Raw genomic sequence first — 21,557 nt, forward strand, 5'->3', positions numbered from 1 at the left:
AAAAGGTCTATTGATGCAAGTTTACCTTTGTCAATAGGCTTTTTATTTTAAATACTCCTTTTAAAATTAGTAAAATATTTTGCTTTAATTATTCCACAATGAGTTATCTCATTACATATTAAAGGTAAAAAGATCTTCCTTATTGGAAGATTTTTTTATTGAAATTTTTATTTTTAATCAAGGGCAAAGGGGGTAATAATAAATTAGGTGATATTATGAAAAGTAAAGTCGCAAAAGTTTTTGCTATTGTAATTATTATTGCAATAATTTTATTTGTAGCAGTTCAAATTTATTTTTCTCCTACTCCAGATTTTAGGAGAAATAATTCTATACATGGAGATAAGGTAAATGTCCAGGTATCCAATGATGAAAGAAAACCTATTGTAAGGACCTTTGAGAGAGAAAAATTTAAAAACTTATCTGAAAATAAATTAATGAAAGTAAAGGACACAGTTGACGGAAGGATTGAAGGAGACATTCCATCAATACATTTGAATGAAGATAATAAGATTTATTTTACTTTTGAACGAGCAGGAGAAGTCTACCACCCTGAAATTCCAAAAATAAAAATCTTTGCCTCTGCTTCTCATTATGATGACAAAGAAAAGCAGAGAGTCATAGAAGGCGAGCTAGATAGGCTAGACGACGGCAGATATTATTTTGAAACTAAGAGGTATAGCACTCAATTTGAAAAATATTTTCTGGAATACCTAAGAATTGAAATTTATTATACTATTGATGGAGTGGACTATGTTTCCACCTTTGGGACCTTCCAAGACAATGCCAATGAGGGCACAGACTTCTTTGATAACGAAACTTTAGAAAAGCCAATCCCGCCAGAAGAATAAAATAATACAAAATAGCCTCAAAAATAATTTTACCTTCTTTATTGGATAATCCAGTAAGGAGGGTATTTCTGTTTATAATTACAAAAGTGATTTTTTGAAATTTATTGGATTAAAATCATTACAATAATATAAATTATTTTAAAATTTTAGGTCTGATACAATTTATATTGTTTTAATATTGTATGAATAAAATAAGGAGAAATTTATGTTAAAAAGATTTGTTAATGTAGTAGTTATTGTAATGTTTTTGTCTATATTTAATATAAGTGTATTTGCTTCCAAGGATAATGGACTTGAGAAAGTAAATTTTTTAAAGGAAAAAGGAATAATAGATGGTTATCCAGATGGTAGTCTAGGTCTTGAAAAAAATTTAAAAAGAAGTGAGGTAACAAAAATTTTAGTTTATTCACTGGGGGATAAAAACAAGGCAATTGAATTGCAAGGAAAAGAAATTCCTTTTAGCGATGTTGGAAAAGATTACTGGGCTAATGGTGTAATTTCTTATGCAAAGAATAACATGAATTTAATTAGTGGTTATCCAGATGGAACATTTAAAGGGGAGAACAATATTACTAATGCAGAGCTTCTAAAGATTCTTGTTTGCCACAAAAAGAATTTAAACACGACTGCAATAAATAATGCTAAGTGGCCTTATGATTGGATTAAATGGGCTGAGGAAGAAAAAATATGTTGGAAAAACATTAATCCAAATGCATACGCAAATAGGAAAGATGCCTTTCAGTTTTTGTATAATACAATTTACTCCATTTCAGAAAACAATAAATCTAAAAACAAAAAATCTAAAAATGAGTCGATAATTACAAAAGAAACTAAACAATCTAGTCATAATTATAACTATAACTATTATGAAAATAAGAAGAATAATAAAAAAAGTAATAATACATTAGTAAGTGAGAGTAGCTCAGAGAATAAACACCTTATTGAATTGAAAAAGATTTTAAAGGCAATAATTGATTCAAAAAAAGATGATTTATTAGAATTAGAAGGAGTGAAGACTCCAACAAATGAAAAGTCAATTGCTGATTTAAAAGCCCTTATAGAAGAAGCTAAGATTTTGTTAAACAAAAAAGACTTATCTTCAGATGAGATAAAAAAACTTGAAGAATTAACAAAATTTGAAGGTAAAAAGTATAGAGGATCCTTTAGAAAAATTGTAAAGAATATTCTAGTTGATTTCGAGGTATTGGGTGAAAGAGATGCTAGAAATAAAAACAATAATAAGAATTATACATCTTTAAAGAATAATCAAATAAAAATTAAAACATCTCTTAGTGATGTTAAAAAAATAGGAGAATCTGAGGAGAGATATATTAAATTAAATTATATTTCTAAAAAGGATTATGATAGCGTTGATTCAATTTCTAAATCTACACCAAAATATAAAAAACAAGAGTTAAATAAAGATCTTTATAATGTTGAAGAAAAAGATGGAATAATAACAGTTACTATAAATGGTAAATTGCCAGAAGATGTAAAAATCTTGAAGCCTATCATTTACTTAAAGTATGCTGACAATATTTATTTTGAAAACGGTGATTTAGTTTATACAAAAATTCCAATGAAAACCTTCATTCAATTAGATATGGATTACACAACTTTTAATAAAGAAACAATAAAAGAACACCTTGAAATGGATAACGTCGAAAATATAAAAGACATTATAGTAGATGAAGAGAAAATACAAAAAGTACAAGATGTATTAGATGGTTTATCACAAGAAAGGGAAATAAAATTCAATGCTGAAGTGATATTTAATGATGGTATGATTGGTGAATTAGAAGTGTTAATAAAAGTTGATAAAACAGAGGACCATGATATTGAATTTACAGATATTTCTATAAAACAAGGAGAAGAAGTTACCATAGAAATGATTAAAAATGCAATATCAACCCCTAATTTACCTGAAATAAGAAAAATAAATGTAGATAAAAGTAAATTAAAGGATATAAAAGAGGCTGTAATTACTCCACCTTTAGAAGAGATGACGGTAATGTTATCAGTTGATATTGATTTTGTCGATGGAACAAGTGGCAGTGGTTTCTTTGATGTTATAATAAAAAAATAAATTTAGATAAAAATATAATTATAAAACCCCAGATTAAACCTAAAAGACACCTACTTTTGTTGGATTTAGACCAACGTTAAGGTTCACTTTATTAATACTGGGGTTTTATTATTTTATCTAAGCAGTCATGTCTTGAGAGATTGGAAAAATATTTTCTCAATTAAATTTATAAGTCAAATAAAACTACTTTATTGGAAGCTAAGGATTTTTTTATGTCAATTATCCTTTGGTTGGATGAGCCACGAAATCTAAGTTTTAAATCTTTTAGAGCTTCAACAAATCTTCCATCTACAAGGACGTCACACTCTTCAAGTAGATTTTTTTATCTTCGTTTCTTAAGATTTCTTCATAAGTATAACCAGAGAAGATCCAAATTTCCTTTTGGACTTCTTTTTTTATGTCACGAATAACCTTTAAGAGGTCTACTTCATTTTGAAAGGGCTCACCGCCAAGTAGCGTAAGCCCCTTTACTTCATCTAGTTTTAAATAGTCAATGACTTGTCTTGTTTCTTTATCTGTCCAAGGCTCGCCAAAGTTAAAGTCTTGGTATTCTTTGTTAAAACAGTTGTGACAATTGTGAGTGCAGCCTGTGACGAAAATTGTTGTCCTTATACCAGGTCCATTTGCAACATCGTACTTTCTAATTTGCGCATAATTCATTAGATGTGTAGCACCCTTGCGTTGATTTCCTTTGTACGTCCTTCGTTCCAGAAGTTTTCCCCAAGATAGCCACAAGTACGCCTTACTACAGTTAGTGTTGATCTATCAGTGTTGTGACATTGTGGACATTCCCACTCGCCTTCATCGTTAAGTTTTATTTCGCCATCAAAGCCACATTCAGAGCAGTAGTCTGATTTTGTATTGAACTCTGCGTATTGAATGTTGTCATAAATAAATCTTACAATTGTTTCTAGTGCCTCTAAGTTGTGACCCATGTTTGGTATTTCTACATAGGATATGCAACCGCCTGTTGACTTGTCTTGGAACTTTGATTCAAAGGTAAATTTTTCAAAGGCTGAAATTTCTTCACGAACATCAACATGGAAAGAATTGATGTAGTAACCTTTATCAGTTACATTTTCGATAATGCCAAATCTTTCTCTATCAATATTACAAAATCTTTGGGTAAGTGATTCTGCAGGTGTTGCATAAAGGGTAAATTTAATTCCAAATTCTTGAGTCCATTTTTTTACTGCATCATTAAGTGCATCCATGATTCTCATGGCAAAGGCATAACCCTTCTTGTCAGTATGACTTACGCCTTTTGTTAAAATAGTTGCTTCATAAATTCCAATGTAGCCAAGGGAAACTGTTGAGTAACCATTGAGTAGTAGTGGAGCAATGGACTCGTGCTTGCCAAGTCTTGCTATGGCACCATGTTGCCAGTGAATTGGAGATGAGTCACTTGTAACTTTTTTCAAGTGTTCATAGCGAAGTAGTCCAACTCTTTTTACTAAATCTAATCTCTTCTCTAGTATTTCAAAGAATTTTTCTTCATCTCCACCAGCCAAGATTCCAATTTGAGGTAGGTTTATAGAGCAAGCACCCATGTTAAATCTTCCTTCAAACTTGTAGTTGCCCTTTTGGTCCTTGTATGGAGGAAGAAAGGCACGACAGCCCATTGGAGAGAAGACATTGCCTGCGTAGTTGGCACGCATTTTCTTTGCGGAGATATAGTCAGGGTACATTCTCTTTGCAGTACACCTAATGGCAAGGGAAGTCAAATAATAATATTTTGAGTCTTTGTTGATATTATTTTCATCTAAAACATAAATTAATTTTGGAAAAGCGGGAGTTACATATACGCCTGCGTCATTTTTGATACCTTGAATTCTTTGCTTTAAAATTTCTTCAATGATCATGGCAACTTCGTCAACATATTGATCATCGTCTTCTAGCCACATGAAAAGTGTAACAAAAGGAGCTTGACCATTAGATGTCATGAGAGTATTTATTTGATATTGGATAGTTTGAATTCCACTTTCAAGGTCTTTTTTAGTCATTTTGTCTGCCATTTTTTCTGCAAGTTCAATGTTGCCTAAAGTTTCTAGAGCTAGATTTAAGTTCTTTTCGTAGGACCTTCTTAGGTATTTGCCAAGACAAGAAATATTAATACTTTGTCCGCCATATTGGTTGGATGCAATTTGAGCAATGATTTGTGTCATAACATTGCAGGCAACTTGGAAAGATTTTGGAGTTTCAATCATTTTTCCATTGACAACTGTTCCATTGTCAAGCATATCCTTCATGTTGACTAGACAGCAGTTAAAAATAGGTTGGATAAAATAGTCCATATCATGAATGTGAATAGCAGCTGATTCATGTGCCTCAACTAAATCAGCAGGAATCATTTTTCTCTTTGCTATGTCCTTTGACACTTCGCCGGCAATTAAATCTCTTTGAGTAGAGGCGATGATTGCATTTTTATTTGAGTTTTCGTCCATGAGGTCTTCATTAGTTTCGTTTAAAAGACCTAGTATGCCCTCATCAGTAGTATTTTGTTCACGCTTATATTGTTGAACAGATTTGTAAGATTCGTAGGCTCTTGCAGTGGCAGGATTGTCATTTTGAATCAAACGGTAGTAAACTTCACTTTCAATGTCATAAATTGAAAGGGGAATATTCTTACTATTTGCTAATTTTTCTATTTCTTTTGCAATTTCAAGTGCTTGGTTTTCTATGTAGACACCTGAACTTGAATTCATGGATTTTTCTATAGCGACTACAATTTTGTCTATATCGAAATCAACTTTTTTGCCATTTCTCTTTATTACTTGTGGCATTACTCCCATCCTTTCCATATAAATTAATTTTTTAAATTAAAGAAGATTCTTTTGTAAATTTCCTTTTCCGAATACATAAATTATACAGCATATTGTGTATAATGTAAATTAAAAAAACTACATATAGTATATTCACTAAAATTATAGAGTATTGATTTTACTTATTTTAAGAAGTTTAAAGTTAATGTTATAATATATTTAATAATTATAGGAGGGCTTATGTTAAAAATATTTACTGATGTCTTAGATCCTTTTTTGTGGGGATTGTTTCCTCTCTTGCGAAAATTTGAGAGAAAATATAAAAATTTCAACTATGAATTTGTAATGAGTGGATTAATTGGAAATTATGAAGAGTTTCTCCCTAAAAATTTTAGAGAAAAAAATTCTGTAAAATTGGGGAATAAAATTTTATACGATATGTATAAGGCGACAGCGACTATAACAGCTATGCCAGGCTTTAAAAATCCTCCAGAACTTTTTACAGATAAATATAAGTCATCTTATCCCTTAGATAAATTTTTTTTGTCAGTGAAAGAAATAGATTGTGATCTAGCCAAGGACTATATGAGAAAAATTTTGGAAGAGGCAATAATTTTTGACAAGAATATTTATGAGTTGGACTTTGAGAGAGAAATTTTAGAAGAATTTAAGGTGGATTTTGACGAATTTTTATTTAATTATGAAAACAGTCAGGAGATTTTTCTTGCCAACAGAATGGAAACTTTTGATTACAGAATAAAAAAACTTCCAGGATTTTTAATTACAAAAAATAATCGTGTCCTTCAAAATATTATGGACTTTGGAAGAATTGAGGAATTTTTCTTGGAAAACTTGGACCTAGAGAAGAGAGAGGAAAATTTATCAGAGGAAGAAAAAATTTTGGACTATATAAATTCCTATAATTTGGTTTTAAAAGACGAAATAAAAATTGTTTTTGGAGAGAAAAATAATTTAGAAGAATTAATAAAAGATGATAAAGTGAAAATTGAAGAAGTGAATGATTTTAAAATCTTAAAAACAAATTGAAAAAGTTTTAAGTGAGTAAAATTTTTAGAAAATAATTAGCCAAGGTTTTTTGCCTTGGCTTTTTAGTGAGAAATTTTTTATTTTTCGTGAACTTTTTTACAAGTCATGTGTTCGATGTTAAGGGAATAAACTAGGACATTATCAAAACTTCTTTCCATAGAATCATCCACTTCTTGAAGTGAAGGATAATATCTTGAAGCAAGTTCTTTTAATTTTTCTGCTGCAAGCTCTCTATCCTCAATTATTTCGATTTTTCCAAAAATTATTACGCTTTTAAGGAAAAAAGACCAGCCGTTGTCAGAAAGTTCTTCATCACCGTAAGTTACAAAGCATGACTTTTTGTTATTTTTAATGCAGTCAACTTTATAGCCAGCTTTAGAGCCATGAAAGTATAATTTATTTTCTTCTGTATCGTATAAATAATTTATTGGAATTGAATAGGGATAGTTGTTATCTCCATTAAATGAAAGGACTCCTCTTTTATTTTTTTTAAGTAATTTTTTAGCTTCTTCAAGGGGAAGCTCTTGTTTTATTCTTCTCATTTGTCTAAACATTTTGCACCTCTTTTTTATAATTATAGCAAATACTTTTACAATTATAAATTAAGATTAAAATCATGCTATAATTGTGTCATGAATAATTTATACAATGTTTTTAAAAATATAAAATTCTCTAGTGATGGAGAAATTGAAGAAAAGATTTATGAGGATGATACTTTAAGAATAATTAGAACTATGTCTCTTAATCAAGCTACAGGTTTTTATGATCAAGATGAGCTTGAAATTGTAATTTTACTTGGTGGAGTGGCTGAGCTTGAGTATGATGATGGAAGAATTATAAGTTTAGAAAAGGGAGACACTTTAGAGATAAAGCCTCACGAAATTCACAGAGTAAAAAGCCAAGAAAAAGCTATATGGCTCTGCATTTTTAATAAGTAAAAATTTAAAGGAATAAATAGGGAAGAGTAAAAACTCTTCCCTAAATTTGTATTTTTATAAAATTATTTGTTTCTCAAAAATTCATCAATTGATTTTGCTGCATTTTTACCTGCACCCATGGCAAGTATTACTGTTGCAGATCCTGTAACGGCATCTCCACCTGCAAAAATTTCATCACGAGATGTTTGTGATTCTTCGTTTACAATTATGCCGCCCCATTTTTCTATGTCTAAGTTTTTTGTAGTTGAAGAAATTAGTGGATTTGGATTTGTTCCAAGAGCCATAATTACAGTTTGGAATTTTTCTTCGTATTCACTGCCAGCTATTGGAACAGGTCTTCTTCTGCCAGATGAATCAGGCTCTCCAAGTTCATTTCTCACACATTTAAGAGACTTAACCCAACCTTCATCGTCTCCAATGATTTCTACTGGGTTAGTTAGCATTTCAAATTTTATGCCTTCTTCCTTTGCGTGATGAACTTCTTCAACTCTTGCAGGAAGTTCTGTTTCAGTTCTTCTATATACAATGGATACATCTGCGCCAAGTCTCTTGGCAACTCTTGCAGCATCCATTGCTACATTTCCGCCACCAACTACGGCAACTTTTTCGCCAACATTTACTGGCGTGTCATATTCCTCGTCAAAGGATCTCATTAAATTATTTCTTGTCAAAAATTCATTTGCAGAGTAGACTCCATTTAAGTTTTCTCCAGGGATGTTCATAAATTTAGGAAGACCTGCACCAGAGCCAATAAATACTGCTTGGTAGCCATCTTTGATTAAGTCATCAATGGTCATAGTTCTGCCAATTACAAAGTTGTTTTCGATTTTTACACCGAGATTTTTAATGTTTTCTACTTCGTATTCAACAACTTCGTCGGGAAGTCTAAATTCAGGTATGCCATAAATTAAAACTCCGCCAGATTGTTGAAGAGCTTCAAAAATTGTCACATCGTAGCCCATTTTTGCAAGCTCGCCTGAACAAGTAAGTCCAGCAGGGCCAGCACCAACTACAGCAACTTTTTTATTTATTTTTCTTATGTCTCCATTTTCTTTTATATTGTGGCGTCTTGCATAGTCTGCTGTAAATCTTTCAAGCTTACCAATTGAGACAGAGTCGCCACGCTTAACAAGAACACATCTTTCTTCGCATTGTGTTTCTTGAGGACACACTCTTCCGCAAACAGCAGGAAGGCTTGTGTAAAGAGAAAGCACCTTGTAAGCCTCTTTGAAGTTTCCGTTGGCAAGTTCCTTTATAAAGCCAGGGATGTCAATTGAAACAGGACAACCATCCACGCAGCCTGGCTTTTTGCAGTTAAGACATCTGCTTGCTTCTTCAACAGCTTCCTCTGCAGTGTAGCCAAGGCAAACTTCCTTGAAGTTTTTATTTCTTTCATCAGCTGCTTGCTCAGCAATTGGTACGCGTTTAAATCTGTCTTCAGCTTTTTTTATCACAATGCTATCTTTTTCATGACCTTCTAGATTTTCATCTTGAACAGATTCTGCTAAGTGGTCAGATACGGCAAGATCCATTGTGCAGTGGTGGTCTTTTATAGTCTTAGTCTTCTTGTTGTTGATGTATTGTCTTTGCCTTTTCATAGCTGAATCAAAGTCAACTAAGTGACCGTCAAATTCAGGACCGTCAACGCAAGCAAATTTAGTTTTGCCATCAATACTTACACGACAAGCTCCACACATACCAGTGCCATCTACCATTATTGGGTTAAGGGAAACTGTAGTTGGAAGATTATATTTTTTTGTAGTCAAACATACAAATTTCATCATAATCATAGGTCCAATAGAAACCACATGATCATATTTTTTATTTTCATTTTCAACAAGGTCTGTGATTTTATCAGTAACCAAACCTTTGAATCCATAACTTCCATCATCTGTGGCTATGTATAAATTATCGCATACAGATTTAAGTTCATCTTCTAGAATTACAAATTCTTTAGACTTTGCTCCAATGATTATGTCACAGTGAAGTCCATTTTCTTTAAAAAATTTTGCTTGAGGATAAACTGGTGCAGTTCCAACACCACCAGCAACGAATAGATATTTTTTGTCCTTTAAAGATTCAAGGTCCATGTCGCAAAAATCAGATGCGTGACCAAGGGGTCCAACAAAATCTTTAAAGTTTTCTCCTTCTTCAAAGGCTGCAATTTTTTTAGTGGATTCTCCAGAAGCTTGTACAACTATTTGCACGCTGCCTCTTTCTACATTGTAATCAGAAATTGTAAGAGGTATTCTCTCAGAATATTTATCTGCTATTAAAATTATAAATTGACCTGGTTTTGCAGAAGCTGCAACCTTAGGTGCATAGATGTCAAATAAATAAATATTTGGCGCAAGTTCTTCTTTTCTTAAAATTTTTGGCAAAATAATCACACTCCATAGATATTATAGCATATATGATGAATAGATTGAAAAAATTTTAAATCTTATGATTATTTATTTAAAAATATTTTACCTCAAAGGAAAAATTATTTACTAAAATATAATTTTAAAGTATATTATATCTAAGGTGATTGAAATGAGAAAATTTTCAAAAGAAATAAAAAAAGTTGTAATAAAAGTTGGTTCATCTTCTATTACTCACGAAAATGGGAAAATAAATTTACAAAAAATCGACGAGCTTTGCTTTGAAATTGCAAACTTAAAAAATAGGGGTATAGATGTAATTTTGGTTTCATCTGGTGCCATTGCAGCAGGACGTGCTAAATTAAATTTAGCTGAAAGGCCTAAAGAAACTTCAGAAAAACAAGCAGCAGCGGCAGTTGGGCAAGTTGCTCTAACAAATATTTATGACAGGTCACTTATCTCCTATGGCTACAATTCTGCACAAATACTTCTTACAAGACAAATTGAAAAAGATGACGAGATGAGAGAAAATGCAAAGAATACTTTTGAGAAGTTGCAGGGAATGAATGCTATTCCAATAATAAATGAAAATGACACAATTTCCACTTACGAAATAAAATTTGGAGATAATGACACTCTTTCTGCAGTGATTGCTAGGATTACAGAGGCAGATCTTTTGATTATGCTAACAGACATCGAAGGACTCTACACTGATGACCCAAGAAAAAATAAGGATGCACAGATAATTCATCAAGTTGAAAACATTAATGATGTTGAAGGTATGGCTAAAGAAACAGAGTCAAATGTTGGAACTGGTGGAATGCAGACAAAGATTAAGGCAGCAAGACATGCTATAGAAAAAAATATTGAGGTAGTAATAGCATCTGGCGAAAGTATGAAGACAATTAGAGATATAGTTAAAGGAGAAGAAATTGGAACATATTTTAAGTGTTAAAGAGCTTGGGAAAATAGCAAAAGAATCTTCTTATAAGTTAAAAAAATTAAATACAGCTGAAAAAAACATGATGCTTGCTTCCATTAAGGAGTCACTTTTATCTGAAAGCTCAAAAATTTTAGGGGCAAATGAAATTGACATAAAAAAGGGCAGAGAAAATAATATGTCTGAAGGCTTAATTGATAGACTTCTTTTGACAAAGGATAGAATTGATGCCATGGCAAAATCTATTGATGAAGTCATAGATTTTAAAGACCCAGTGGGAAAAGTTTTGTCCATGGAAGAAAATTACGCAGGACTTTTAATTGGAAAGAAAACTGTTCCTATGGGAGTAATTGCAATAATATATGAAGCAAGGCCAAATGTAACTCTTGATGCAGCAATTTTATCACTAAAAGCATCTTCTGCAATAATTCTTCGCGGCGGCAAGGAATCAATAAATTCAAATATTGCCATTGCCGATGCAATTAGGCTTGGAATTAAAAATGCTGGCTATGACGAAAACTTTGTGCAAATTGTAAAAGACACATCGAGAGAATCTTCAAAGGAACTAATGCAGCTAAAGGGATATATTGATTTGCTCTTGCCAAGAGGCTCAGCATCTTTAATTAATTCAGTTGTTGAAAATGCAAAAGTCCCTGTAATTGAAACTGGCGTGGGCAATTGCCACATATATGTTGATGATTATGCGGACATAGAAAATGCTGTTAAGATAATAGAAAATGCAAAGACACAAAGAATTGGCGTCTGCAATGCCATGGAATCTCTTGTGTTAAATGAAAATCTTCCAGATAAATTTTTTGATTTGTTAAATGAAGTTGTAGAAAAATATAAAATTAAAGTTCACGCAGATGAAAAGTCACTTCATAAATTTAAAAATGCCCTTGCTGCAACAGAAGATGACTTTGGCAGGGAATATTTAGACTATGAATTTTCTGTTAAGACTGTAAAAAATGTTGATGAGGCAATAGACCACATCACAAGGTATTCTACGGGACATTCGGAATCAATCTTAACCAAATCTTATGAAAGAGCAATGAAATTTTTAGAAGAAGTTGACTCAGCTTGCGTCTATGTAAATGCCTCTACAAGGTTCACAGATGGTGGAGAATTTGGAAAGGGAGCAGAACTTGGCATCTCAACGCAAAAGCTTCACGCAAGAGGACCAGTTGGCTTAGATGAGCTTGTAAGCTACAAATATATAATATTTGGTAACGGAGAATTTAGGAAATAGAAACTTATTAGATAAAAAATTTAAGAAAATGCCCTTTTTATTGGACAAGCAGTAAAGAGGGCATTTTTTATAATATATTTCTTATATTTAATGAAAAAGATGGATAGCAATATAAAGGATGGAGTAAATCTGTAAGCTTAGATTAATGGTAAATTAGTCCTATAGAAAAATATAATTAAGCCATAAAATTATAAATCTCAAATTAGAAAGAAAACTAATCAAGAGAGTGGCTAAATGTGAAAATATAAATTGAAAAAACTAGAAGTATATAAAATAGTTGATAATTTTAGAAATCAGAATTCTTATAAAAATTTTGTAAAGAAATTTTATTAAAATTATAATTTTGCAACTAGAAATAATTTAAAAATAAAGTAAATTCTGCTTAAAATGGCAAATTTGATTACGAAATAAAAAGACAACAGCAATTTATCTGAATAAAAAGATAAAATGAGAACACATAACTAGATTAAAATTTCGATTAGAAAAAAATAAAATAGAAAGAATAAAATACTTTAAAAAATGAAAACCTTTTGATATAATAAATTCATAAAAAATATAGAGAGGTGATATTTATGACAATTGAAATGGACATGGTCCAAACGATTGGTCTAGCAGTAATACTACTGCTAATTGGTAGGTACATAAGAAGTAAAGTTAACTTCTTCCAAAAATTTGCAATTCCAGCACCAGTAATTGGTGGATTCTTATTTGCAATTATTCACTTAGTTTTAAGATTAACAAATACGGCTGCATTTGAGTTTGACACAACATTGCAATCATTCTTCATGACAATCTTTTTCACAAGTATTGGTTTTGGAGCTAGTATTAAGATACTTAAACTTGGTGGACCTATGGTAATTAAATTCTTGCTTATTGCCAGTGTACTATGTGTGCTACAAAATGTTTTAGCTGTAGCATTAGCAGGACCTGTAGGAGTAGAACCAGGACTTGCACTTATGACAGGATCAACTCCTATGACTGGTGGACACGGAACAAGTGCTGGTATAGCACCACTTGTTGAATCAGCTGGTATTACTGGAGCAGAAACTGTAGCATATTCAGCAGCAACTTTCGGATTAGTAATGGGTTCATTAATGGGTGGACCATTAGCTAACAAAATAATTCTTAAAAACAATCTTGTTGAAAAGAAAAAAATGGAAAAAGAAGTGGTTGTTGACGAATCCATCTTAAAAGAAGAAAATAAAATTTTAGATGGTAAGAGAGTTCAAATGGCATTTTTCGTTATTATAGTAGCTATGGGAATCGGTGTTTACATTTCAGCATTTTTGAATGGTCAAATTGCTAAGTTCACAGACAAAGCTGCACTTCCAATTTATATTGGACCAATGCTACTTGGTATTCTTTTCAGAGCTATTTCTGATAAGCATGATAATTTCCTTCCAAATGAAGAAATTGCTATCGCTGGAGAACTAGGACTTAACTTATTCTTATCAATGGCTTTAATGACATTGAAGTTATGGCAATTAGTTGACCTTGCAGTTCCAATGCTAATTCTATTAGCAGCTCAAACTGTATTAATGGCAATATTTGCTTACTTCATTACATTTAAGCTTATGGGTAACAACTATGATGCAGCAGTTATCGCCGGCGGACACTGTGGATTTGGTATGGGTGCAACACCTAATGGTGTAGCTAATATGGAATCTATTTGTGATAAATTCGTTTATTCAAAGATGGCATTCTTCGTTCTACCAATAGTAGGCGGTATGTTTATCGACTTTGCAAATGTATTTATTATCACAGTATTCTTAGGCTTCTTTGCTTAATAAAAACTATAAAAGCACCAGATTTTATCTGGTGTTTTTTTATTAAAGGGAACTAAAATTATTAGAAATCTTTATAATAAGGGATTATAAAGATTATAAGAAAAATATTAATTGTATAGAATTTAGATTTTTATTAAAAATTAAAGTAAATAAAAGATTAAGAAATTTAAAATTATTAAGAGAACTAAATTGTTTAAAAGGAGATTATTATAAATGAAAAAAACTGCTCCAATAGGAGTTTTTGATAGTGGTGTAGGTGGACTTTCTGTATTAAAGGAATTACTAAAAGTATTTCCAGAAGAAAATTTCAAATATATTGGAGATACTTTGAGAATGCCTTATGGAGTTAGAAGTCCTGAAGATGTAAAAAACTCAACTTTTGAGTGTTTAAATTTTCTTGCAAAAGAAGGAGCTAAGGGGGCAGTTATTGCTTGTAATACAGCAACTTGCTATGGTCTAGAAAATGCGCAAGAAAAATTAGATATACCAGTAGTAGGAGTTGTTGAACCAGCTTGCAGTTATGCATCATTAGTTACCAAAAATAATAAGGTTGCACTTATAGCTACTGAAGGAACTGTAAAATCAAAGGTTTATGATGAAACTATAAAAAAATTTAACAAAGATATAATTTTAAAGGGAGTGGGAGCTCCACAATTAGTTTTAGATGTTGAAAATGGAAATTTAGAAAATGACATAGTTGAAAAAACAATTAATGGGTATTTAGAACAATTAGGAGATTTTGACTATGATACTCTTATCTTAGGCTGCACACACTTTCCCCTTGCTAGGAAGGCTTTTGAAAGAATTTTTAGAAAACAAAATAAGGATGTCAAATTAGTAGACCCAGCAAATAGAACAGCTATTGCAATAAAAGAAATTTTAGAAAAAGAAGATTTGTTAAATCAAGAAAAAAATCCTAAAATTGACTTTTTCTCCACAAATGATATTGAAAAATTTAAGGCGACTGTCAATAATGTCATTGATACAGAAAATGAAGAAACTTTTGAAGAAATAAAACTATAAAGATATTGAATTTATGGCAAATATTTAGAGGCTCCTTATTGGAGTCTCTATTTTTTTGACTCAATATTAGTAGATATACATTTATTTATTTCAAATAGATTTTAAAAGTATAAAGGGATAAATACAAAAGACCATATATTTATTTATTCTTCTTAGTAAAGGGAATTTATATTTACTAAAGTATAATGATTTTTTATGTTAAAATATTTTATGAGTATAAATAAATTAAGTAGTAGAAAAAATAAATGAGGCTTTTAAGATGAGTAAAAAAAATAAAAAATTTCTTATTTATAGTTTTTTTATAGATTTTTTGCTAGGAATTACATGCAAATATTTTTACAAAGTAGATAAGGCGGGGGTTATAAAACTTATTATTAGTTTAGTCTTGTAATATTTATATTTATGATAATTGCGAGTTAAAAATTTGGAGGTTCCTATGAAAATTAATGAAGTTTTAAATATTAGATATCCAATTTTGCAAGGGGCAATGGCAAATATTTCTACGGCTCAGCTTGCTGGAGCAGTTTCAGAAGTTGGCGGTCTTGGTATGATTGCCACTGGAGGTTTTAGTCCAGAGGAAGTTAGAGCTGAAATTAGAAAAATTAAAAAGATGACTGATAAACCCTTTGGCGTGAATATGGTAATGATTCATCCAGAAATAGAAGAGTTAAACAAAGTGGTTGTGGAAGAGGGAGTAAAAATTATAACTTGTGGGGCAGGAAATCCACAAAAATATTTTGACTATTGGTTAGATAATGATTTAAAAGTTATACCAATTATTGCAAATAAAAAGATGGCGCAAAAGGTTGAGAGCCTTGGTGCAACTGCCTGCGTCTTTGAAGGAGCAGAGGCAGGAGGACATATTGGCAAGCTCAATACTTTTCCAGCTCTTCCAGAAATCTGTGATTCTGTAAAAATTCCAGTGATTTCAGCTGGCGGAATTTACACAGCAAGACATATTTTGGCTGCAGAAATTCTTGGAGCAAGTGGAGTGCAAATGGGCACGAGATTTTTGGTGTCAGAAGAGGCACCAGTCCACGAAAATTTTAAAAAACTTTTAATTGAAGCCAGTGACAGAGATACAATTGTTACAGGAATTACAACGCCTCATCCAATAAGGTGCTACAAAAATAAGTTGGCTGAAAAACTTTTGGAAATTGAATTAAATAATTTTGGCGAAGAAGAGTTTGAAAAGTACGCAGCAGGTTCTGGCAAGAAGGCTGTTATAGATGGCGATGTAGCTTGGGGATCTGTAATGGCAGGAGAAGGCTATGAATATCTAAGAAAAATCGAGAGCCTAAAGGACATAATAGAAAATATTATGAATGATTACAAAAATTTAAAAGAAAATTTAAAAAATAGTTAAAGATTTTTTCTTGTTTATTTCATAAATTTTATAGTAAAATAATTTTACAAAATTTTTGGAGTAGAATATGGAAAGATTTAATAATGAAAAATTAAAAAGGATTCAAGTCCTAAATGGAGCACAGTTAAAGTATATTGCCTTTATTTCTATGTTAATTGACCATGCCAACAAGGCGATAATTTTACCCTATCTTGAAGTTGGAAGCACTCTCTCAAAGATTTCTACAGTTTTTGACATCTTAGGTCGAATTGCTTTTCCACTATTTTCATTTTTTATTGTGGAAGGTTTTTTTAGAACTCATTCAAGGAAAAAGTATCTGCTGAATTTACTTTTCTTTGCAATAGTATCAGAAGTGCCCTATGATATGTTTTCTTCAAAGGTTTTTTTGGAGTTTAGGTTAAACAATGTTCTATTTTCATTGGCACTTTCACTTATAACTATTTGGATTTTAGATGAGATTAGAAATAAATTTGAAGAAAAAATTGGAAAGAAGTGGCTATTTTTTTCTCTGCCGCTTTTACTTGTTATGTATTTCGCAAGCCTTGTTGTCTCTGGAGATTATGGCTTTCATGCAATTCTAACAGCTTTTTTCTTTTATATTCTTTACGAAAGGCCTGTTGCATCTGCACTTTTAGCATATATAACGATTATTAAAGAAGTGTGGTCAATACTTGGTTTTGGGCTAACTATAATGTATAATGGTAAGAAAGGTAAACAAAATAAGATCTTTAACTATTTATTTTATCCAGCGCATCTTCTTGTTCTTGGACTTTTGAGGATGTATCTTGATATATAAATTTTTAAATGAAGGCGCAGATGCGTCTTTTTATTTTTTAAATAAATTTTTAGAGTTTGAAGAATTTTTACGAAAGGGAGGCATTAGATGAAAGAAGGAAATATTTTAGGAAGAGAAGATATAAAGAAATTACTTATAAAATTTGCAATACCAAGTATTTTAGCCTTAATAATAAGTTCCCTATATAACATTGTAGACCAAATTTTTATTGGCAACTCTGTGGGAATGTTGGGCAATGCTGCCACAAATGTTGCCTTTCCTCTCGTGACAATTTGCACAGCTCTTGCACTTTTGTGTGGCATTGGTGGAGCTGCAAATTTTAATATTTCATTGGGCAGAGGAGAAGATGATCTTGCAAGGCACTATATCAGAAATTCCATAAGTCTTGCAACTCTAGCAGCTCTTGTGTTTACAATAATAACTCACTTATTTATGGGAAATTTTTTAAAAATTTTTGGCGCCACAGAGGAAATTATGGACTATGCTATAGAATACGTGTCCATAACTTCTTATGGATTTATATTTTTAATACTCGTAAATGTGGGTTCAACTTTAATAAGAGCTGATGGCGCTCCAAAATTTTCTATGTACTCTATGGTAGTGGGTGCTGTTATAAATTTAATTTTAGACCCAATTTTTATTTTTGCCTTTGGCATGGGTATGGCAGGAGCAGCTTACGCAACTGTACTGGGACAATTTTTCTCTTTTTTAATGATAATTTTTTATTTTAAAAGGCACTTTACCTCTGTGGACTTAAAAGGAAAATATTTTGAATTTCAATTAGATAAGATTATTAACATTGCAAGACTTGGTGCTGCAAGTGGATTTAACCAAGTTGCCATACTTTTTGTGCAAATACTTATGAATAATTTTTACAGATACTATGGCGCCTTGTCAGAATATGGAGCCAACATACCTCTTGCAGCAGTGGGCATTGTCATGAAGGTTAGCATGGTATTTTTCTGTGTCAACATTGGACTTTCACAAGGACTTCAACCAATATCATCCTTTAACTATGGTGCGAAAAATTATGATAGAGTAGTAGAAGTTTATAAACTTGCAATTAAGTACGCCCTAATAGTGTCATCAATTTCCTTTGTAATTTTTCAAGCCTTCCCAAGACAAATAATTATGCTCTTTGGTGGAGGAAGCGACTTATATTTTGATTTTGCCATAAAATTATTTAGGATTATGCTCTTCTTTACTTTTTTAAATGGGGTGCAACCAGTTACTATGGGATTTTTGACATCAATTGGACTTGCAAAGAGAGGGATTTTAATTTCTCTACTAAGACAAGTCCTTCTCTTAGTTCCCTTTGCCTATCTTTATGCAAACTTTTTTGGAGTCAAGGGACTTTTGTACGCACCGCCAACGGCAGACTTTATAACCGCCATAGTTACCTTTGCCCTTGCAAAAAAAGTTTTAGACGATCTTAGAAATAAAACAATTGAAGAATAAGTGTTAGCCTTTGGACAAACCATTAACTTAAAGTAAATATAGAATGGTTTTCCAAGGGCTTTTTTAAAGAAAAGTGTTAATTAAATTAAGGAGTTAAATGAACTTGAAAAAGATTTCATTTTCAACTAAAATAGAAATGTAACGAAGTACATAAAAATTTAAGGAGGATGTAAATGAAAGCGTTAATGGTAGACTATATGTCAGATGTAATTGACAAGGGACTTGAAGAAAGAGGTATTGAACTTGATAAAGTTATGCTTCCAACTTCTGAAAAATTAGCAGAAATTATTGAACCTTATGATTTCTTATTCATGAGAGTTGACCCATTCATCAACAAGGAAGTTCTTGATGCTGCTAAAAACTTAAAGGCAATTTTCGTTGGTTCAACAGGAACTAACCACATTGATCTTGCTTATGCGAAAGAAAAAAATATTCCAGTTAAAAACTCTCCAGGACAAAATGCAAACGCAGTTGCTGAACTTGTTTTTGCAAAAATGTTAGACCTTTACAGAAACTCTGTACAAGCTCAAAACGAAGTTAAGGGCGGAATCTGGAACAAATATAGATGGATTGGTAGAGAACTTAGAAATAAGACTCTAGGAATTTGTGGTTTTGGAGCAATCGGTAGAAGAGTTGGCGAAATAGCTAATGTATTCCACATGAGTGTTCTTGCTTATGACCCATTCTTAAAGCCAGAAGACATCAAAGTTGACTATGCTAAACTTGTTGACTTCGATACTCTTGTAAAAGAATCTGACATCATTACTCTTCACATGCCACTAACTCCTGACACTAAGGACTTATTTGCAGCAGAAGAATTTGAAAAGATGAAAGACGGAGCTTGCATCATCAACGCTGCTCGTGGCGGAATTGTTAACGAAGATGACCTTTATGACTACATCAAAAATGGCAAACTAGGCGGAGCAAACTTAGATACACTTTCTAATGAACTTGGCTCTGGCGGACTTGACACTCAAGATGTTCCAGTAGAAAACAAATTATTTGAACTTGATAGACTTTATGTAACACCACACATTGGTGGATCAACTATTGATGCTCAAGATGATATTGGACATGTAATTCTTAAAAACTTTGACGAATTATTTCCAAATGTAAAATAAAAAAATAAATTTATAAAGGCTGTTCACTTTTAGTGACCAGTCTTTTTTTATTGTTAAGCCTTTACTCATTGTAATGACAATCTCTTTGTAATAAAATATTAACAACAAATAAAAAAGGAGCTTGACATGAAGGACTATTACGCACCAATTATTTTATTATTAGCTTTTACTGGAGTAATTTTTTTGTACAATTATTACGTAAAGATAAGGAACGAAAGAATTTTGCGAGCTGAAATTATAAAAAACTTTGGAAAAATTCACTCAAAAAAATACAAGGGAAAAATTGACGGTATATATAAAAGGCTTGGCGGAAATGTATCTGAAATCACAGCAGCTGATTTAAACTTCGACAAAATAATTGGGAAGATGAATCACAACATGACAAGGCTTGGTCTGGAATATTTTTATTACAGGCTGAGAGATTTGATTTTAGATGAGAGTAAGCTATTAAAGATTCAAAAAAATTTAAGGGCAAATGAAGATAAAGAAGACCAACTTCTAGAAATGCAGTTTCAACTAGGAAAAATTGGTTTTTTCAAGGAAGATGTATTAAATCTTCTTGAAGAAGAAGTTAAAGTGAAAAGAGAACTTGAAATTGAGGCTATGATTTTTTCTTTTACAGCAGTTTACATATTGATACTTTTTATTTTATTAAAGGCTCAGGCGATTTTATTTATTTTTGTCCTTCTTGGCATTAATATTTACATTTACAAAAAATTCAATTCAATAACCTTGGGCAAATTAGAAAGTTTAGTTAGGTTAAAAAATATTTTATTTGTGGCTGAAAGTTTGACAAAAAATAAAAACAAAGTCTTCACAGAAGAACTCCAAGAGCTAGAAAATATTTTAAAAGATCTTGGGCCTTTGAAGAGAACATTAAAGTCATTTGGGTTTTTAACTAGTAATGCAGAGATGGACTTTGCAGAAACTTATAAGAATGTATTATTTTTATCAGAGGCGAGGAGATTTTCAAAAGCGCAAAAATATTTCAAGAAGTATGGAGAAGAAATACATAGACTTTATTACTTAATTGGAAAAATCGACTGCCAAATTGGAATTATTTCAATCACAAAGGCTTATGGAACAAACTATGCGGACTTTGGAGAAAAAGTTTTTGGTAAAAATTTATACAATCCTCTACTAAAGGATCCAGTGCCTAATGATTTAGATTTAGAAAAATCAATAATTTTAACAGGTTCAAATGCCTCAGGAAAGTCAACTTATCTTAGAACAATTGGCATTAACACAGCCTTTGCTCTATCATTTGGAGTTTTCTTCGGAGAAAGGCTTGAGATAAAGCCAATGAAATTAAGATCAGCCATTGATATATCAGATTCAATAATGGAAAATCTTTCATATTTTATGGCAGAGTCCAAGGCAATTGGAGAGATGATAGGAGATGGCGAAGAAAAAATGATTTTGCTTGACGAAATATTTAGGGGAACAAACACCATTGACAGAATAGCATCTGCTACAGCGACCCTAAAATATTTAGCAAGGAATAATCATGTAGTGGCTGCAACACATGACATTGAGCTTACGATTTTGTTAAAGGACTTCTACAAAAATATGCACTTTGAAGAAAAAATAGAAGAGGGCGATATAAAATTTGACTATCTCTTAAAGGAAGGACCAGCTACAAGCCGTAATGCCATTGCAATTTTAGACAACTTAAATTACCCAAGAGAAATAATAAGTGAAGCAAGAGACCTTTCAAAGGTCTTAGAAGAAAGATAAAGAAACCGAGATGATGTTTACAAGGATTTGTAAAAT

16 protein-coding genes and 1 pseudogene are annotated in these 21,557 nt (G+C 31.7%); 13 read left to right on the forward strand and 4 right to left on the reverse strand.

Annotated elements, in window-relative coordinates; translation table 11 throughout:
* Positions 1-215 precede the first annotated feature (215 nt).
* Complete coding sequence (locus PTSHG_RS08305) at positions 216-848, forward strand: hypothetical protein (RefSeq protein ID WP_019108438.1); 633 nt, start codon at positions 216-218, stop codon at positions 846-848.
* Positions 849-1,053: 205 nt separating this feature from the next.
* On the forward strand, positions 1,054-2,934 hold the full coding sequence (locus PTSHG_RS08310) for an S-layer homology domain-containing protein (protein WP_019108439.1): 1,881 nt from the start codon (positions 1,054-1,056) through the stop codon (positions 2,932-2,934).
* 166 nt (positions 2,935-3,100) lie between these two features.
* Here PTSHG_RS08310 and nrdG read toward each other — a convergent pair.
* Both nrdG and nrdD read right to left on the reverse strand, forming a co-directional pair.
* A pseudogene (nrdG, locus tag PTSHG_RS09425) lies at positions 3,101-3,594 on the reverse strand (anaerobic ribonucleoside-triphosphate reductase activating protein).
* A complete protein-coding gene (nrdD, locus tag PTSHG_RS08320; RefSeq protein WP_019108440.1) occupies positions 3,594-5,717 on the reverse strand; it encodes an anaerobic ribonucleoside-triphosphate reductase in 2,124 nt (707 codons plus the stop codon). Before nrdD ends, nrdG begins: the two are co-directional and overlap by 1 nt.
* Positions 5,718-5,936: 219 nt before the next feature.
* Here nrdD and PTSHG_RS08325 point away from each other — a divergent pair, with 219 nt between their 5' ends.
* Positions 5,937-6,743 carry a thioredoxin domain-containing protein gene (locus PTSHG_RS08325; RefSeq protein ID WP_019108441.1) on the forward strand — a complete coding sequence of 269 codons (807 nt, stop codon included), beginning with the start codon at positions 5,937-5,939 and terminating at the stop codon, positions 6,741-6,743.
* A 77-nt stretch (positions 6,744-6,820) separates the two neighbouring features.
* Here the strand turns inward: PTSHG_RS08325 and PTSHG_RS08330 are convergent, their stop codons facing one another.
* Entirely contained in the window at positions 6,821-7,297 is a 477-nt protein-coding gene (locus tag PTSHG_RS08330) for a pyridoxamine 5'-phosphate oxidase family protein (RefSeq protein WP_019108442.1), read from the reverse strand.
* 78 nt (positions 7,298-7,375) lie between these two features.
* Here PTSHG_RS08330 and PTSHG_RS08335 point away from each other — a divergent pair, with 78 nt between their 5' ends.
* Positions 7,376-7,681: a cupin domain-containing protein gene (locus PTSHG_RS08335; RefSeq protein WP_019108443.1), complete on the forward strand. Its 306-nt coding sequence runs from the start codon at positions 7,376-7,378 to the stop codon at positions 7,679-7,681.
* 62 nt (positions 7,682-7,743) lie between these two features.
* Here the strand turns inward: PTSHG_RS08335 and PTSHG_RS08340 are convergent, their stop codons facing one another.
* A complete protein-coding gene (locus PTSHG_RS08340) occupies positions 7,744-10,062 on the reverse strand; it encodes a bifunctional dihydroorotate dehydrogenase B NAD binding subunit/NADPH-dependent glutamate synthase (RefSeq protein WP_019108444.1) in 2,319 nt (772 codons plus the stop codon).
* 154 nt (positions 10,063-10,216) lie between these two features.
* Here PTSHG_RS08340 and proB point away from each other — a divergent pair, with 154 nt between their 5' ends.
* The 9 genes from proB (at position 10,217) to PTSHG_RS08395 (ending at position 21,521) form a co-directional block, all read left to right on the forward strand.
* Positions 10,217-10,999: a glutamate 5-kinase gene (gene proB / locus PTSHG_RS08345; RefSeq protein ID WP_019108445.1), complete on the forward strand. Its 783-nt coding sequence runs from the start codon at positions 10,217-10,219 to the stop codon at positions 10,997-10,999.
* Positions 10,977-12,233: a glutamate-5-semialdehyde dehydrogenase gene (locus tag PTSHG_RS08350; protein ID WP_019108446.1), complete on the forward strand. Its 1,257-nt coding sequence runs from the start codon at positions 10,977-10,979 to the stop codon at positions 12,231-12,233. The genes proB and PTSHG_RS08350 overlap by 23 nt, the downstream gene beginning before the upstream one ends.
* Before the next feature lie 572 nt (positions 12,234-12,805).
* Positions 12,806-14,020, forward strand: a complete 1,215-nt coding sequence (gene gltS, locus PTSHG_RS08355; protein ID WP_019108447.1) for a sodium/glutamate symporter — start codon at positions 12,806-12,808, stop codon at positions 14,018-14,020.
* 213 nt (positions 14,021-14,233) lie between these two features.
* Entirely contained in the window at positions 14,234-15,043 is an 810-nt protein-coding gene (gene murI, locus PTSHG_RS08360) for a glutamate racemase (RefSeq protein WP_019108448.1), read from the forward strand.
* A gap of 436 nt (positions 15,044-15,479) precedes the next feature.
* Positions 15,480-16,409, forward strand: coding sequence for a nitronate monooxygenase (locus PTSHG_RS08370; RefSeq protein ID WP_019108450.1), 930 nt, complete (start codon positions 15,480-15,482; stop codon positions 16,407-16,409).
* A gap of 67 nt (positions 16,410-16,476) precedes the next feature.
* Complete coding sequence (locus tag PTSHG_RS08375) at positions 16,477-17,205, forward strand: TraX family protein (RefSeq protein WP_019108451.1); 729 nt, start codon at positions 16,477-16,479, stop codon at positions 17,203-17,205.
* Between the two features lie 87 nt (positions 17,206-17,292).
* On the forward strand, positions 17,293-18,663 hold the full coding sequence (locus tag PTSHG_RS08385; RefSeq protein WP_019108453.1) for an MATE family efflux transporter: 1,371 nt from the start codon (positions 17,293-17,295) through the stop codon (positions 18,661-18,663).
* A 173-nt stretch (positions 18,664-18,836) separates the two neighbouring features.
* Positions 18,837-19,784: a D-2-hydroxyacid dehydrogenase gene (locus PTSHG_RS08390; protein WP_019108454.1), complete on the forward strand. Its 948-nt coding sequence runs from the start codon at positions 18,837-18,839 to the stop codon at positions 19,782-19,784.
* A 126-nt stretch (positions 19,785-19,910) separates the two neighbouring features.
* Entirely contained in the window at positions 19,911-21,521 is a 1,611-nt protein-coding gene (locus PTSHG_RS08395; RefSeq protein WP_019108455.1) for a MutS-related protein, read from the forward strand.
* The last annotated feature ends 36 nt before the right edge of the window (positions 21,522-21,557 follow it).

It is taken from the genome of Peptoniphilus senegalensis JC140 (assembly GCF_000321025.1).
Taxonomy (GTDB): Bacteria; Bacillota; Clostridia; order Tissierellales; family Peptoniphilaceae; genus Peptoniphilus_A; species Peptoniphilus_A senegalensis.

Bases quoted from the DNA above. Each gene is read 5' to 3' on its own strand.
- PTSHG_RS08335 (WP_019108443.1), top strand. From the start codon at position 7,376: ATGAATAATTTATACAATGTTTTTAAAAATATAAAATTCTCTAGTGAT.
- PTSHG_RS08370 (WP_019108450.1), top strand. From the start codon at position 15,480: ATGAAAATTAATGAAGTTTTAAATATTAGATATCCAATTTTGCAAGGG.
- PTSHG_RS08390 (WP_019108454.1), top strand. From the start codon at position 18,837: ATGAAAGCGTTAATGGTAGACTATATGTCAGATGTAATTGACAAGGGA.
- murI (WP_019108448.1), top strand. From the start codon at position 14,234: ATGAAAAAAACTGCTCCAATAGGAGTTTTTGATAGTGGTGTAGGTGGA.
- PTSHG_RS08310 (WP_019108439.1), top strand. From the start codon at position 1,054: ATGTTAAAAAGATTTGTTAATGTAGTAGTTATTGTAATGTTTTTGTCT.
- PTSHG_RS08330 (WP_019108442.1), bottom strand. From the start codon at position 7,297: ATGTTTAGACAAATGAGAAGAATAAAACAAGAGCTTCCCCTTGAAGAA.
- nrdD (WP_019108440.1), bottom strand. From the start codon at position 5,717: ATGCCACAAGTAATAAAGAGAAATGGCAAAAAAGTTGATTTCGATATA.
- gltS (WP_019108447.1), top strand. From the start codon at position 12,806: ATGACAATTGAAATGGACATGGTCCAAACGATTGGTCTAGCAGTAATA.
- PTSHG_RS08395 (WP_019108455.1), top strand. From the start codon at position 19,911: ATGAAGGACTATTACGCACCAATTATTTTATTATTAGCTTTTACTGGA.
- PTSHG_RS08305 (WP_019108438.1), top strand. From the start codon at position 216: ATGAAAAGTAAAGTCGCAAAAGTTTTTGCTATTGTAATTATTATTGCA.
- proB (WP_019108445.1), top strand. From the start codon at position 10,217: ATGAGAAAATTTTCAAAAGAAATAAAAAAAGTTGTAATAAAAGTTGGT.
- PTSHG_RS08385 (WP_019108453.1), top strand. From the start codon at position 17,293: ATGAAAGAAGGAAATATTTTAGGAAGAGAAGATATAAAGAAATTACTT.
- PTSHG_RS08325 (WP_019108441.1), top strand. From the start codon at position 5,937: ATGTTAAAAATATTTACTGATGTCTTAGATCCTTTTTTGTGGGGATTG.
- PTSHG_RS08375 (WP_019108451.1), top strand. From the start codon at position 16,477: ATGGAAAGATTTAATAATGAAAAATTAAAAAGGATTCAAGTCCTAAAT.